Raw genomic sequence first — 14894 nt, forward strand, 5'->3', positions numbered from 1 at the left:
ATATGACACCTCAAGTATAATGGTCACTTTGTTGGTTTAGTTTCTCAATGCGAACTAGCCAATACGAACCAGTGACTCATGTATAAAAAAAAGAGCAACGCTATATGGCATTGCTCTTTTTATTTATTTGGAAGACTCAGCTTCGTCGACAGCGGATTCAGCCGCACTGATTGTCGATTCAGCGCCCGAGATCTCTAAAGGTGGGATAACCACCAAACCTTCGAGGCTCGCTTCTTCTTCTTTATTTCGCTTATTCACATGACCAATAATGCTTTGGTAATAACGGCGAATATTCTCAACGTAATTCCTTGCTTCATCACCACGCGCATAGCCGTATCGAGTTTGGCTGTAGTACTTCTTTTGTTTCAATAGAGGAAGTCGATCTTTTACATCACCCCAAGCGTCAGGGTTGCCGCCTTGTGCTTTGGTTAAGCGACGTGCATCCATCATGTGACCGTAACCTACGTTATATGAGGCGAGGGCAAACCAGATCTTTTCATGTTGAGTAATTGAGTCAGGAACTCGATTCACGATACGACGTAAATATTCCACGCCACCTTGTACCGACTGTTTCGGGTCAAGACGATTGGTTACACCTACGCTCTTCGCGGTTGGCAACGTCAACATCATCATGCCACGAACACCTGTAGGAGAACGCGCGACTGGGTTCCAGTGTGACTCTTGGTATGCCAAAGCTGCGATTAAGCGCCAATCAAATTCTTGCGAGTATTTCTGAAATAGTGGCGACCATTTTGGTAGCTTGCTGTCTAGAGCGCGGATAAAGGCACGAGTATCGACATAATCGAAGGTGCCGATATGGCCAATATATTTCTCTTCCAGTGAAGCTAGCTCACCAGACTGCTTTAGGTTACCGAAAAACTCAATCAGCAGCGCATAAAGGCTTTCATCTTCAGACTTCTGTAAATACCAAGAGATCGGTTGGTCTTCTGTAAGTTCAAAAGCCAAAGCCACGTCTGGGTATAAACGTTGTGCGAGTGACAGCTCAATCGAATCCGCCACAGTAAACAAGCGTTCCCCTGTAGAGACTTCTTTTAGCAGGTCGTTGATGTCAGCATTGCCGATCGCATCGTAGATAAAGTCATCGTGTGTGTTTTGCAGCTGTTTTAGTGTTGGCTCAAAGTGTGAGTCTTTCACTACAACCAAAGATGGCGTCAATGTGTCAGTAGACGCTACCTCTTCTGGTTCAGTTTGTGCTTTTACGAAATCAGCCTGACGCTCATTCTCAAACCTGATCAGTTGCTCAAGGTTTCTTGGTCGCCACTGACCTTTTTTGTACACGACTTGTTGGCTTACATAGTAATAAGCAGGCGCAGCGCGATAGGCACGTGTCAGGTTGCTGTTTTGTGTTAACCCCGTTGCGATAAGATCGATCTCGCCTTTCTTTAACGCCGGAAATAGGCCGGATAGACGGTAAGCGGGTTTAACCTCAAGCTTTACACCAAGTTCTTCTGCAAACTCGCGAGCTAACTCGTAATCCAAGCCAGCAGGACCATCTGGACCGATGTAATAAGAGAGTTGGTTATTCAGGGTGCCGACACGAAGAACGCCACGCTCTCGTATCTGCTCAAGGACACTTTTAGGTTCAGATTCAATCTGGCATCCAGCCAACCCAAATAGGGCAATAGCGAGCAGAAGAAACTTAGACGAAAAGATGAGCGTAAATTTAGGCATCAAAATGAAATCTCGAAAAGTGGAAGCCCCTTTATACCAAACCCCGCAAGGCTGGCAAAGCAGGTTTATTTAAACAGTTGTAAAAGTGGTGATAAATGCAGCAAAAGTACCATTTACACAGAAAGATAAAAAAAATAACGCAAACGGTTGCTTTTGGTGTTACGTCACAAAAAGAAATGCTTTATAATGCGCTCGCATTGAAGAGGTGGAATCGGCATAGGTTTGGCAACCTTCGGGAATAGCTTCGAAGAAAACAGTTAGGTTGTTCCTATAACCCACTGAATTTATTCCAATACTACCTTAATCAACTGCATAAGAGACGTAAGCACATGAGAATTTTGCGTGGCTCCCCAGCTCTATCTGAGTTTCGTGTTAACAAGCTTTTAGAGCTTTGTCGTGAATTAAGCTTACCTGTAACAGGTATTTACGCTGAGTTTGCCCACTTTGCTGATCTAACGGCAGACCTAGATGAGTCTGAAGTTGAGAAGCTAGAAAAGCTACTGACTTACGGTCCAACGATTGAAGAGCATGAACCTGAAGGTTTATTGCTGCTTGCAACGCCACGTCCAGGCACTATCTCGCCTTGGTCTTCAAAATCAACAGATATCGCACACAACTGCGGACTGGCTAAAGTGTCACGTCTAGAGCGCGGTACTGCTTTCTACATTGAAACCTCTTCTGAACTTTCTGAGCTTCAACTTGTTGAGCTGAAAGCAATTCTGCACGACCGTATGATGGAAGTGGTTTTCACTGACTTCGAATCAGCAGCGGCACTGTTCACTGTTGCTGAGCCTGCTCCTTATGCGGAAGTTGACCTACTAACTGGCGGACGTAAAGCGCTTGAAAAAGCAAACGTTACCCTAGGTCTAGCTCTTGCAGAAGATGAGATTGATTACCTTCTTGAAAGCTTCACTGAGAAGCTAGGTCGTAACCCGACTGACATCGAGCTAATGATGTTTGCACAAGCGAACTCAGAGCACTGTCGTCACAAGATCTTTAACGCTGATTGGACTATCGATGGCGTTAAGCAAGAAAAATCATTGTTCAAGATGATTAAGAACACCTTTGAAACGACACCAGAACACGTTCTGTCTGCTTATAAAGATAACGCAGCGGTAATGACAGGTTCTGAAGTCGGTCGTTTCTTTCCAGATCCAGAAACTCGTCAGTACAACTATCACCAAGAGAAAACACACATCTTGATGAAAGTTGAAACGCACAACCACCCAACGGCAATCTCTCCATGGCCGGGCGCGTCAACAGGTTCAGGCGGCGAAATCCGCGATGAAGGCGCGACAGGTATTGGTGGTAAGCCAAAAGCGGGTCTGGTTGCTTTCTCTGTATCTAACTTAAAAATTCCTAATTTTGTTCAACCGTGGGAAACGGACTTTGGTAAGCCAAGCCGTATCGTGACTGCGCTTGATATCATGCTTGAAGGCCCTCTTGGTGGCGCAGCATTCAACAACGAATTTGGTCGTCCAAACCTACTAGGTTACTTCCGTACTTACGAAGAGAAAGTAAACTCTCACGCAGGTGAAGAAGTACGTGGTTACCACAAGCCAATCATGCTGGCTGGTGGTCTAGGTAACATTCGTGATGATCATGTTCAGAAGAAAGAGATCCCAGTAGGTGCAAGCCTAATCGTTCTTGGCGGTCCAGCAATGAACATCGGCCTTGGTGGCGGTGCTGCATCTTCAATGGATTCGGGTTCTTCTTCTGAAGACTTAGATTTTGCATCTGTACAACGTGAAAACCCAGAGATGGAACGTCGTTGTCAGGAAGTGATCGACCGTTGTTGGCAGCTTGGTGATGCGAACCCAATCGCATTCATCCACGATGTGGGCGCGGGCGGTATCTCGAATGCACTTCCTGAGCTAGTAGACGATGGCGAGCGTGGCGGTATCTTTAACTTACGTGACGTGCCAAACGATGAGCCGGGCATGAGCCCACTTGAGATCTGGTGTAACGAATCTCAAGAGCGTTACGTAATGGCGGTTGCTGATAAAGACATGGCAACATTCGACGCGATTTGTAAGCGTGAGCGTGCTCCATACGCGGTAGTTGGTAAAGCAACAGAAGAGCGTGATCTTAAATTAGAAGATTCTCACTTCGACAACACGCCAATCGACATGCCAATGGACATCCTATTAGGTAAAACGCCTAAGATGCACCGTGACGCGAAGACGCTAAAAGCGAACAACCCTGCGATTGACCGTTCTGGTATCGAACTAAACGAAGCGGTTGACCGTATTCTTCGTCTACCAACAGTGGCAGAGAAAACATTCCTTATTACTATCGGTGACCGCTCAGTTACAGGCCTTGTAGCTCGTGACCAAATGGTTGGCCCATGGCAGGTTCCTGTTGCTAACTGCGCAGTAACAGCTGCAAGTTACGACTCTTACCACGGTGAGGCAATGTCTCTTGGTGAGCGTACGCCAGTGGCACTTCTAGACTTTGGTGCGTCAGCTCGTCTAGCGGTTGGTGAAGCAATCACTAACATCGCAGCGACCAACATCGGCGATATCAAACACATTAAATTGTCAGCTAACTGGATGTCTCCAGCGGGTCACCCAGGTGAAGATGCTGGTCTTTACGAAGCGGTTAAAGCCGTGGGTGAAGAACTATGTCCGGCACTGGGTCTTACTATCCCGGTAGGTAAAGACTCAATGTCGATGAAGACCAAGTGGGAAGAGAACGGTGAGCAGAAAGAAGTCACATCTCCGTTATCTCTTGTTATCACTGCGTTTGCACGTGTTGAAGATGTTCGTAAGACGATTACTCCTCAGCTTCGTACTGACAAGGGTAATACAAGCCTAGTTCTTATCGACCTTGGTAACGGCCAAAACCGCATGGGCGCAACAGCACTTGCTCAGGTTTACAAGCAGCTTGGTGATAAGCCAGCAGACGTAGACAACGCGGCACAGCTAAAAGGCTTCTACGAAGGCGTTCAAGCACTTGTAGCAAACGACCAAGTTGTGGCTTACCACGATAAAGGCGATGGCGGTCTATTCGTAACGCTAGCTGAAATGGCGTTCGCAGGTCACTGTGGTGTGAATGCTGATATTGCAGCGCTAGGCGAAGACACGCTAGCAGCACTCTTTAACGAAGAGCTAGGTGCGGTAATCCAAGTTCGTAACGATGACCTAGACGCAGTGCTTTCTACTCTTGCAGCAAATGGCCTAGAAGCGTGTTCACACGTAATTGGCAGCGTTGTTGGTGAAGGGGAAGCATCAGACGAAGTCGTGATTAAGTCAGGCGCAGACGTTGTAATCCAACGTAACCGTACTGAATTACGTACTATCTGGGCTGAAACCACGCACAAGATGCAAGGTCTACGTGATAACCCAATCTGTGCAGACCAAGAGCACGAAGCGAAGAAAGACAATTCAGACCCAGGTCTGAACGTAAAACTAAGCTTTGACGTAAACGAAGACATTGCAGCACCATTCATCAACGCTCCTATGATAAATAAGGGCGCTAAGCCTAAGATGGCGATTCTGCGTGAGCAGGGTGTTAACTCTCACGTTGAAATGGCAGCAGCATTCGACCGTGCAGGCTTCGAAGCAACTGACATTCACATGAGCGACATCCTAACGGGTCAAGCGGTACTAGAAGAGTACAACGGCCTTGTAGCTTGTGGTGGCTTCTCTTACGGTGATGTACTTGGCGCTGGTGAAGGGTGGGCTAAATCGGTTCTGTTTAACGACTCTACTCGTGACCAATTTGAAAACTTCTTCAAGCGTGAAGATACTTTCTCTCTAGGTGTGTGTAACGGTTGTCAGATGTTGTCTAACCTGCGTGAGCTCATCCCGGGTGCAGAGTACTGGCCACGTTTCGTTCGTAACGAATCAGAGCGTTTTGAAGCTCGTTTCAGCCTAGTTGAAGTTCAGAAGTCTGACTCTGTGTTCTTCAATGGTATGGAAGGTTCTCGTATGCCAATCGCTGTTTCTCACGGTGAAGGCCGCGTAGAAGTACGTGACAATGACCACCTAAACGCGATTGAAAACTCAGGCACGGTTGCACTACGTTACGTTGATAACAACGGTAACCAAACGCAGCAATACCCGAACAACCCGAATGGTTCGCCAAACGCTATCACAGGCCTAACAACCACGGATGGCCGCGTGACTATCATGATGCCTCACCCAGAGCGTGTATTCCGCACGGTTGCAAACTCTTGGTCTCCAGAAGGTTGGGGCGAGAATGGTGCTTGGATGCGTATGTTCCAAAATGCACGTAAGAATGTGGGTTAATCTGGTTCTCTAAACCGACATTTTTGATAAAATGAGAAAAGCGCAGATCGAAAGGTCTGCGCTTTTTTATTTCCAAAATTTGAGGAGCCTGATCGAAATAATTAAGGTTTGCAGTTTGCTGTTCTAAAAATCTCCACTACGCTAAATGTTATGGAATCAATTTGTTAGGCGGATAATTTCTGTAATTGTGCAGGGAAAGCTTCGTTCGGCTATGCAAAAACTGAATCAATCATCGTGGCATAAGAGGGATCTATGAAAACAACAATCACAAAAGCAGTTGCAGTGGCAGCGATTGTCATGTCATTAGCTGGGTGTGTCGGTAGTAATGCCGTTACTGGGAAATTAATGAAATTCAACGTAGAGGTTGTGGACAACCGTTACGCTCGTGCTGGGGTCAACTTCTTGCTTGCTCCAGTTTACGCTTTAACATTCGCAGCCGATTACATCGTATTTAACTCGATCGAATTCTGGGCAGGTAAAAACCCACTCACTGGCGCGCCTCACATCTTTGATAGCAAAGTCGATACCATGATTGATGTGAACGACAGCCTAGATGATTCATTGAAAGAAGCCCCACTTGGCTTCAACAATCGCCATATCGAACAAGGCGAAATGCAACAAATCGATGAAAACACCATACGCATGGATATTACCTACAATGATGGCCAAAAAGCTGTACTGATGGGGGTTCGTGATGGCGACAAAGTTAGTTACTACATGGATGGAGCGCTCGTTTCAGAAACTTCAATTCAAGCCCTTGAGCAGTTAGCAGCAGAAAAAGCATAGTCTTCTCAATTTTACCGCTATAAAAAAAGCCGCTGGATTAAACCCCAGCGGCTTCGTATTCTCTAGCATCTAGCATCTAGCATCTAGCATCTAGCATCTAGCGCTTAGATTAGTTGTTGCTGTGTAGCTCGCTGTTTAGCTCAACCGCAGACTTGTTCGCTAGGCACTCAATTTGACCAGTGATCGAGTTGCGACGGAACAGCAGATCAGAAACGCCAGCAAGGTTACGAGCTTTAATGATTTCTACTTCGTTGCCTTCTTTATCTAGCATGCGAACTTTAGTTCCCGCAGTCACGTAAAGACCCGACTCAACTGTACAACGGTCGCCCATTGGGAAGCCAAGACCTGCGTTTGCACCTAGTAGACAGTTTTCGCCGATAGAGATAACCATAGTACCGCCACCAGACAGAGTGCCCATGATAGAAGCGCCTCCGCCGATATCAGAACCGTTACCCACAACAACACCTGCAGAGATACGACCTTCAACCATGCTTACGCCTGTAGTACCTGCATTGAAGTTGATGAAACCTTCGTGCATTACTGTTGTGCCTTCACCTACGTGTGCGCCAAGACGAACACGAGAAGTATCAGCAATACGAATACCTGTTGGTACTACGTAATCTACCATTTTAGGGAACTTGTCTACGCAATCTACAGACAGAGCGCGACCAGCAAGGCGAGCTTCGATTTGACGCTCAGCTAGTTCAGGAAGGTCGATAGGACCTTCGTTTGTCCATGCAATGTTGTGCAGTAGACCGAAGATGCCGTCCAGTACCGTACCGTGTGGTTGAACTAGGCGGTTAGAGATAAGTTGTAGCTTTAGGAAGCCTTCAGCAACTGATGCTGGCTTCTCGTCAGTTGCAAGAACAACAAGAACAAGTGGCTGTTCAGACGCTGCCGCTTTTTCTGCGAAAGATGCGTTTGCTGCATCGTCGTTTGCTGCGAATGCTTTCGCTAGTTCTGCACTTTGTGCAGCAGAGATTTCGATAGCTTGGTTGCCTTCAGCGTAACCTGACACTTCAGCCACAGCCGCTACAAGAGCGTCGCTTGGGTTTAGACGTGGGTTAGGGAAGAACGCTTCAATGATTTTATTGTCGCGGTTTTTGGTTGCCGTACCGAAGGCTAGTGAAAAGTAAGCCATGTTGAATCTCCATGTGTTGAGTCTTGATTTTGCTATTCATAGCAGTGACTCGAATAATGAGTGCTGCCGTTAGCAAAGTTAATTTAATTGCGTTCATCATAAAGAGAGCGCCCTCGTTATGAAAGGGCGTATCGGGATAAAGTCTGTAAAATGATATTGCTTGTCTTTTTAGAGATAGTTTTCATTATCCGGATATTATACCTCGCTCTTAAATATGGGCGTGCTTACTTAAGTAGCGCGGTGCCATTTCATTTCCACACCTGACACTTATCTTTAGCCCATCCTCTTGTTAGCAGTATCAATAGAGTGAGTCACACTTTCTTTATAAATTCATGTTTATTATCAGAATTATTCGACTTCTGTTGATTAATCGCTTGTGCCTACAGTTAGGGTAAATACTCAATTTTCCAGACGTGTAATTAAGAGAACGATCACTAAAACCCTGCAAGATGTCAGTATATTGCCTGCCATAACGACATTAAAACGATTAATAAAGGATCTTCTATGAATTTTACTAAGTCTTTACTGGTGCTCTCTATCGGCGTAGCGATGGTTGGTTGTGGCTCGGACAATGACGACAATATTATTGCCCCCGATATGACATTGCGCATAGCACATGTGAATGACACCCACTCAAATTTTGATCCTGTAAAATCCAGTTTTACTATGGGTGCTGATGGCAAGAAGGTTTATAACGAATTTGGCGGTTATCCTCGCCTATTGAAAGCCGCTGACGATATCAAAGCGGGGGCTAAAGAAGACAAAGAACCTTTGTTATTCTTGCATGGTGGTGATGCATGGCAAGGTACCGCTTACTTTAAGCTAAATGAAGGTGCTGCAAACGCAGACTTATTGTCCCAGATGGGGTTAGATGCAATGGTACTTGGGAACCATGAATTCGACTTAGATACCGACAAGCTCGCATCGTTCATCAATACAGTTAGTTTTCCTGTATTAGCAAATAATATGGATGCATCAAAAGATCAGTCTTTAAGTAATGTAGATAATTTATATCCGTATCAACTATTTGCATTTGAAGGCTCAGAAAAAAGAGCAATTACCTCTGTTTCTGATGCAAGTGATGATGAGAAAGTTATTGCGGTAATAGGTGTTGTTTTGGGTGATATGCCAACGATTGCTACCGGCACTGGTGATGTGACATTTAGTGACCAAATTACAGCAACTCAAGCCACTATAAATGATTTAAAAACCAAGGGTGTGAATAAAATCATCGTTCTATCACACATAGGTAATGCTGCCGATAAGGAGCTTGCTGCCAATACAACGGGTATCGATATCATTGTTGGCGGTCATTCTCATACTTTACTTGGTGATTTTACCGATCTTGATCAAGGTAATAATGGTATTTACGCCGAAATGATTCCACAAAAAGACAAAACACAAAATACTTGTGTGGTTCAAGCAGGCCAATATGCGGAAGCTATTGGAGACGTTGATGTATCATTTGACATAAATGGCAATCTCATGTCATGCGTTGGGAACAATACTTTATTATCAAATGATGAGTTCTATCATGATTCTCATCGAGAACATCAAATGATTAGCACTGATAAAGATGATGTAACGTCGTTTATTGATAATAATGAAAAAATCACGATAAAAGATGAAGATATTGATTTAAGAACCCGTATCGACGCAACTTATAAGCCAGCTCTCGATGCTGCGTATGGTGATGTTGTTGCAGCTGCACCGACTGAAATCAGTCATGAGCGCCGTCCTGGGGATGCTGGAACTGATAAGCACGGTTCAGATGTTGCTCCGATGATTGCTCAAGGTATGATTTATTGGGCAAATCAACCGTCGGTAACAGCGGTTACCGGTAAAAATGTTCAGATTGGTTTGGTGGGAGCTGGTGGTGTTCGAACGGATATTGCGTCAGGTGATTTCAGGGAAGGCAATGCGACATTAGAATTATTACCATTCTCGAACTACTTGTCGATTTTAACCGTTAAAGGCGAAGTGATTCGAAATCTAATCGACAGCACAATTGAGCCTACGCTTGCGGAAGGTGCTCATGCTGGTAAGTTTCCGTACGTCTCGGGCATGCGTTACACGTTTACAGAAGATGTGAAAGGTGTATCTGGCACAGTGACGGCTCTTGAGGTAAATACTGGAACAGAAGACAATCCAGTGTGGACGGCAATGAACGATGTTGATAACTACACGGTTATCGTTAATAACTATAATGCAAGTGGTAGTGATGGTTGGAATGTATTAGGCGATGCTCAATTAACATCAACAGATCGTCAAGACATTGTCATTTCAGGCAATGGTTTTAAAACTTACAAAGTTAATAACCTGACATACGATGGAAGTACCGAGAAATATAGCGTCAACTATGATGGTGGTACTAAACCATGTGCGGAAAGCTCAGGTGACGTATGTAATACTGATGCCGAATCATTTATTTCTTGGGCTGAGCATAAGAAAGTATTAGAGCCACTAGGATTTGAAACAACAACGATGGAATATAAATAGTATTGATACGCTCTTATAGGAGCGTCATGTATTGTTAATGAAAGCCTTCAAATACAAGGTCATAGATTAACAATAAAATAAATATAGCCAGCAAGTTGCTGGCTATATTTGTATAAAACTTAGTGGAATTAGACGTTAAATAAACAGCGCTTTATAAGCCTGCTCAATCCCTTCAATCAACATCTGCATACCGATAACTGCGAGTATTAGACCCATCATTCGAGTAATCACGTTTAGTGCACTTGGTCCGACAGCTTTAACAAAGCGCTCGCCGAATACAAACAATACGTAAGTTAGGGTGCAGAGGAGGCCAAATGCCACAATGGTAATGATAGTCTCGTAAATCCCCTCGGTACTGGCAAAGTTCATCGCGGTGGCAATGGTGCCCGGGCCAGCCAGTATTGGCATGGCTAAAGGTGATACGGCGATACTTAGAGCAGCGTCTCGCTGGGCGTCTGAGTTCACTTTCTCTTTTGCTTTAGCGTGTGTTGAATCACCTTGCAGCATATGGAAGCCAATCAAAAAGACCAGAATACCGCCTGTGATACGCAGTGCGTACAGCGTGATACCAAAGAGGTCAAAGATCAGTTTTCCAGAAATCGCAAAAGTACTGACGATAACGAAGGCAATGAGTACCGATCGGAATGCGATAGATTTAACCGTTTCCCTGTCATTGTCGCCGGTTAATCCAAGAAAGATTGGCGTATTAGCGATAGGGTTCATGATGGCAAAAAAGCCCATGAACACGGTGATGGTATGAATGATCAACTCTTTCATATTATTCCTTTAAAAATATAGGGTTAAATACTTAGCGACTGGTGCATTTAATCTTATAGATAAATAACTATTAGGAATAGATCGTAGAGCAAATATGGATAAAAAACAGCCAGGTTAATACTGGCTGTTTAGTTTTAGTAGTAGGTGTAAATATTTATTCGTACGTTATTGTCGGTTTCTTAATTAACGGATTTCTTTTGGTTCCTCACGTTCGAATCACGCCGCTCTGCTGTTAGGCGTTTTGAGATTCGCTTACTGCTACAGCCAATGCAACCGTCGCACCGACCATTGGGTTGTTACCCATACCGATGAAGCCCATCATTGCCACGTGAGCAGGGACAGAAGAGCTACCTGCGAACTGAGCATCAGCGTGCATTCTGCCCATGGTATCTGTCATGCCGTAAGACGCTGGGCCTGCTGCCACGTTATCTGGGTGCAATGTTCTACCTGTACCGCCGCCTGAAGCAACTGAGAAGTAAGGTAAACCTTGGCGAGTACGCTCTGCTTTGTAGATACCTGCAACAGGGTGTTGGAAGCGAGTTGGGTTAGTTGAGTTACCCGTAATACTTACATCCACTTCTTCTCTGTGCATGATTGCCACGCCTTCACGTACATCATCAGCACCGTAACACAAGATCTCTCCGCGAGGGCCTTGTGAGAAGCGGCGACGTTCTGTTTCAACAAGCTCGCCTGTTTGGTAATCGTATTGAGTGCGAACATAGGTAAAACCATTGATGCGAGAAATTAAGTAAGCTGCATCCTTACCTAGACCATTGAGTATTACCTTTAATGGGTTGTGACGTGATTTGTTGACGTTGAGTGCGATTTTAATTGCACCTTCTGCAGCAGCAAAAGATTCATGGCCCGCAAGGAAAGCAAAGCAGTGGCTTTCTTCATTGAGAAGACGTGCAGCCAATGCGCCGTGGCCTATACCCACTTGACGTTGCTCAGCAACACTGCCAGGTTTTGTGAATGCTTGAAGGCCTTCACCAATGATATTTGCTGCTTGTTCTGCGCTGGTGGCTTTGCGAAATAGCGCCAGTGCTGAACCAAGGATATAAGCATCGGCAGCACTTTCAAAAGCAATAGGTTGGGTGTCCATCACCATGGCTTTTGGATCAACGTTGTGGGCTTTACAGTATTGGTTCGCTTGCTCTAAAGAGTCGAAGTTCATTTCTGCCAATACGCGAGTTACTGATTCATTAAATTGAGTGTTCATCATATCTTTCCTCTAAATTGGCAAAAATTATTGTTGGCGTGGGTTAACGGTAGTTATAGCTTCATCGAAGCGACCGTAGGTTCCCATAGCAAGGTCTGCTGCTTCATTGGCTGACATACCTTGATTAATCGCCTTCATCATTTTGCCGAGGTTGAGATACTCGTAGCCAATCACTTCGCTGTGATCATCAAGTGCAAGCTTGGTTACGTACCCCTCTGCAAGCTCTAGGTAACGAACGCCTTTCGCTGAGGTTGAGTAGCTAGTACCCACTTGGCTGCGTTGTGTTTGACCGAGGTCTTCTAATGCCGCGCCGATTTCTAGGCCACCTTCAGAGAAAGCTGATTGAGTACGGCCGTAAACAAACTGCAGAAAGATTTCGCGCATCGCTACGTTAATCGCGTCACATACTAAGTCAGTATTCAGGGCTTCAAGAATGGTTCTTCCGGTGAGGATTTCGGCTGCCATCGCGGCTGATTGAGTCATGCCTGAACAACCAATCGTTTCGATTAGCGCTTCTTCGATGATGCCGTTTTTTACGTTAAGCGTTAATTTTGCTGCACCTTGTTGTGGTGCACAAGTGCCTACGCCATGGCTTAAGCCAGAAATAGCGATGACATCTTTTGGGCTAACCATAGCGCCTTCAACTGGAATTGGAGCTGAAGTGTGAAGATCACCCCTTTGAATAGGGCACATTGATTGAATTTCTGAAGAGTAGTGCATAATGTTTTCTCACTGATAGAGCCATTTAAGACCTAGGGCGTTGAGAAAACAGGACGTGTTGGAAGAGGTGCGGCTAATTCACTACAGATCTTGAGTATCGGTAATCCAAAGGTGTCATGAAGCTTGGTCTTAATAGACTAAGTCCATTTCAAAATGGAGGAATAGCGATACATCCAACAGTATTACCTGTTTTCGATTCTGTAGGAGTCATTAGCACTGTTCGAAAAGAACGGGCGGTTGAAGCAAAAGCTTAGGTGGAACCCCATCACCTGATGACTATAGATTAGATCTTTATCACACTTTTTTGCAAGCGAATGTTTAGAGCGATTTCGACTATAAACAAGCTTCATTATATTTCAATAAGTATAAAAAAACGCCAACAACGGACTCTTATTAGAGGCATTATTGACGTTTTTTAGAAAGGTATCAGCTAGTTATGCTGCATCTTCTTCTGCGTCTTCAACAGCTTCAAGTTTCTTTTCTTTTTTCGGAGCTGGTTTGCGCTTAGCACCTAGTGCGTAAAGAACTTCTTCTTTATTCTTCGCTAGGTACATTGCAAGTTCTTCTTGCTTGCCTTCATCTTCAACTAAATCGCTTTTGCTTAACAGTTCAAAAAGCTCATCAGCCATATCCAGCATTTTGTCGTATGCGTCAGCTTCGGCTTTAGAGGTAAAAGTCATTTTCTCTTCTCCGTTGCGTTCGACCACGTACTTGACGATAACAGCCATGGTTAATCCTCTAAGTTTGATAAATTTTACTGGCTTTTTATACAGTTTCTGATGCAAAAAGTCCAGTTGATGACCTAACTATGCGGCCTCAATCTTGATGTGTAGCCCAGTCTTCACAATAACCCATGAAAGATTTCAGCAGCGGGCTTTGATATTTGTCTTTGTGCACCAGCATCCAGAATCGGCGTTTCATGTCGAGCGGGACATCGAGTGCTTTCACTCGGCCTGAATCAATAGCGCGTTGTGCTGCTAATCGGGATAAACACGCGAAACCAAGATTGGCGGAAACCGAATTGATGATCGCCTCGGTGGTATTGAGCTCAAATGACTCATACCAGTGTTCGATGCGAGGAGCGACGGCACGCAGGAAGAACTCGCGAGTGCCTGAACCAGATTCTCTCAGTATCCAGTGGCTGCCTTCTAAATCTCTTAAATTTACTTTGTCTTTTGCCACTAAAGGGTGTTGATTGCTAACGATAATACACATTTCATCGCTACTGAACTGGCTAGAGATCAATTCCGGATGGAGTGTTTTTCCTTCAATTAACGCGATATCCAGTTCATAATCCACCAACTTTTGGCAGATCAGCGCACTGTTTGAAATAAACAAGCTCTGATCTTGATGTTGAGTACGCTCTCTAAAGCCTGACAAAATAAAAGGTGCCACCTGATTACCAATCGTGTCACTCGCGCCGACCTTTAAATTACCACTTAATGGTTGGTCATCGCGGAATAGAACATCTATACCAGCAGCCCGATGAAGAATCTCGTCGGCTAAGGGAAGAAGCTTTTGTCCTTCTTGATTGAGAATTAATCGGTTGTTGACCCGGTCAAATAGAGAGTGACCCAACTGTTTCTCCATTTCACCCAGTGCCATACTGACGGCAGCCTTTGATAAAAACAGAGCTTCCGATGCGGCGGTAAGCGTCGAATGTTGGGTAATGGTGACAAACACTTTGAGTTGTTTAATTGAAATATTAGCCATCAGATTCCTAGTTTTGCACTGCTGGTGGAATGAATGTCGTTCAGAATTAATGAACACTTGTTATATATAATTGGATATTGTTAAACGAAGCGCA

Annotated in this window: 10 protein-coding genes and 1 riboswitch; of the genes, 3 read left to right on the plus strand and 7 right to left on the minus strand. The window is 44.8% G+C overall.

Translation table 11 applies throughout. The features are described 5' to 3' along the window. Nucleotides 1–123: 123 nt before the first annotated feature. Nucleotides 124–1692, minus strand: a complete 1569-nt coding sequence (gene mltF / locus AC3CID_RS03240) for a membrane-bound lytic murein transglycosylase MltF (protein WP_171317103.1) — start codon at nt 1690–1692, stop codon at nt 124–126. Between the two features lie 329 nt (nt 1693–2021). On the opposite strand from mltF, the gene purL reads away from it, so the two are divergent. Next, nucleotides 2022–5945: a phosphoribosylformylglycinamidine synthase gene (gene purL / locus AC3CID_RS03245; RefSeq protein WP_488526935.1), complete on the plus strand. Its 3924-nt coding sequence runs from the start codon at nt 2022–2024 to the stop codon at nt 5943–5945. Nucleotides 5946–6197: 252 nt separating this feature from the next. Then, nucleotides 6198–6731 carry a DUF3332 domain-containing protein gene (locus tag AC3CID_RS03250; protein WP_017074183.1) on the plus strand — a complete coding sequence of 178 codons (534 nt, stop codon included), beginning with the start codon at nt 6198–6200 and terminating at the stop codon, nt 6729–6731. A gap of 109 nt (nt 6732–6840) precedes the next feature. Here the strand turns inward: AC3CID_RS03250 and dapD are convergent, their stop codons facing one another. Then, nucleotides 6841–7872, minus strand: a complete 1032-nt coding sequence (dapD, locus tag AC3CID_RS03255; RefSeq protein ID WP_488526936.1) for a 2,3,4,5-tetrahydropyridine-2,6-dicarboxylate N-succinyltransferase — start codon at nt 7870–7872, stop codon at nt 6841–6843. Nucleotides 7873–8376: 504 nt separating this feature from the next. Between dapD and AC3CID_RS03260 the strand changes: the two genes are divergently transcribed. Next, the gene (locus tag AC3CID_RS03260) at nt 8377–10371 is read left to right on the plus strand and encodes a bifunctional metallophosphatase/5'-nucleotidase (protein WP_488526937.1); all 1995 of its coding nucleotides are present in this window, start codon (nt 8377–8379) and stop codon (nt 10369–10371) included. 135 nt (nt 10372–10506) lie between these two features. Here the strand turns inward: AC3CID_RS03260 and AC3CID_RS03265 are convergent, their stop codons facing one another. The 5 genes from AC3CID_RS03265 to AC3CID_RS03285 form a co-directional block, all read right to left on the minus strand. Then, a complete protein-coding gene (locus tag AC3CID_RS03265) occupies nt 10507–11148 on the minus strand; it encodes a MarC family protein (protein ID WP_371699635.1) in 642 nt (213 codons plus the stop codon). A 232-nt stretch (nt 11149–11380) separates the two neighbouring features. Further along, nucleotides 11381–12370: a GGGtGRT protein gene (locus tag AC3CID_RS03270; RefSeq protein WP_139684110.1), complete on the minus strand. Its 990-nt coding sequence runs from the start codon at nt 12368–12370 to the stop codon at nt 11381–11383. A gap of 24 nt (nt 12371–12394) precedes the next feature. Further along, nucleotides 12395–13087, minus strand: a complete 693-nt coding sequence (locus tag AC3CID_RS03275) for an iron-sulfur cluster assembly scaffold protein (protein ID WP_488526938.1) — start codon at nt 13085–13087, stop codon at nt 12395–12397. 194 nt (nt 13088–13281) lie between these two features. After that, a riboswitch (Fluoride riboswitch) is annotated at nt 13282–13366 on the minus strand. A 155-nt stretch (nt 13367–13521) separates the two neighbouring features. After that, a complete protein-coding gene (locus AC3CID_RS03280) occupies nt 13522–13815 on the minus strand; it encodes a YebG family protein (RefSeq protein ID WP_004735185.1) in 294 nt (97 codons plus the stop codon). An 88-nt stretch (nt 13816–13903) separates the two neighbouring features. Beyond that, on the minus strand, nt 13904–14800 hold the full coding sequence (locus AC3CID_RS03285; RefSeq protein WP_488526939.1) for a LysR family transcriptional regulator: 897 nt from the start codon (nt 14798–14800) through the stop codon (nt 13904–13906). Nucleotides 14801–14894 lie beyond the last annotated feature (94 nt).

It is taken from the genome of Vibrio sp. QJM3NY_21, assembly GCF_057785975.1.

Bases quoted from the DNA above. Each gene is read 5' to 3' on its own strand.
- mltF (WP_171317103.1), bottom strand. From the start codon at position 1,692: ATGCCTAAATTTACGCTCATCTTTTCGTCTAAGTTTCTTCTGCTCGCT.
- purL (WP_488526935.1), top strand. From the start codon at position 2,022: ATGAGAATTTTGCGTGGCTCCCCAGCTCTATCTGAGTTTCGTGTTAAC.
- AC3CID_RS03250 (WP_017074183.1), top strand. From the start codon at position 6,198: ATGAAAACAACAATCACAAAAGCAGTTGCAGTGGCAGCGATTGTCATG.
- dapD (WP_488526936.1), bottom strand. From the start codon at position 7,872: ATGGCTTACTTTTCACTAGCCTTCGGTACGGCAACCAAAAACCGCGAC.
- AC3CID_RS03260 (WP_488526937.1), top strand. From the start codon at position 8,377: ATGAATTTTACTAAGTCTTTACTGGTGCTCTCTATCGGCGTAGCGATG.
- AC3CID_RS03265 (WP_371699635.1), bottom strand. From the start codon at position 11,148: ATGAAAGAGTTGATCATTCATACCATCACCGTGTTCATGGGCTTTTTT.
- AC3CID_RS03270 (WP_139684110.1), bottom strand. From the start codon at position 12,370: ATGATGAACACTCAATTTAATGAATCAGTAACTCGCGTATTGGCAGAA.
- AC3CID_RS03275 (WP_488526938.1), bottom strand. From the start codon at position 13,087: ATGCACTACTCTTCAGAAATTCAATCAATGTGCCCTATTCAAAGGGGT.
- AC3CID_RS03280 (WP_004735185.1), bottom strand. From the start codon at position 13,815: ATGGCTGTTATCGTCAAGTACGTGGTCGAACGCAACGGAGAAGAGAAA.
- AC3CID_RS03285 (WP_488526939.1), bottom strand. From the start codon at position 14,800: ATGGCTAATATTTCAATTAAACAACTCAAAGTGTTTGTCACCATTACC.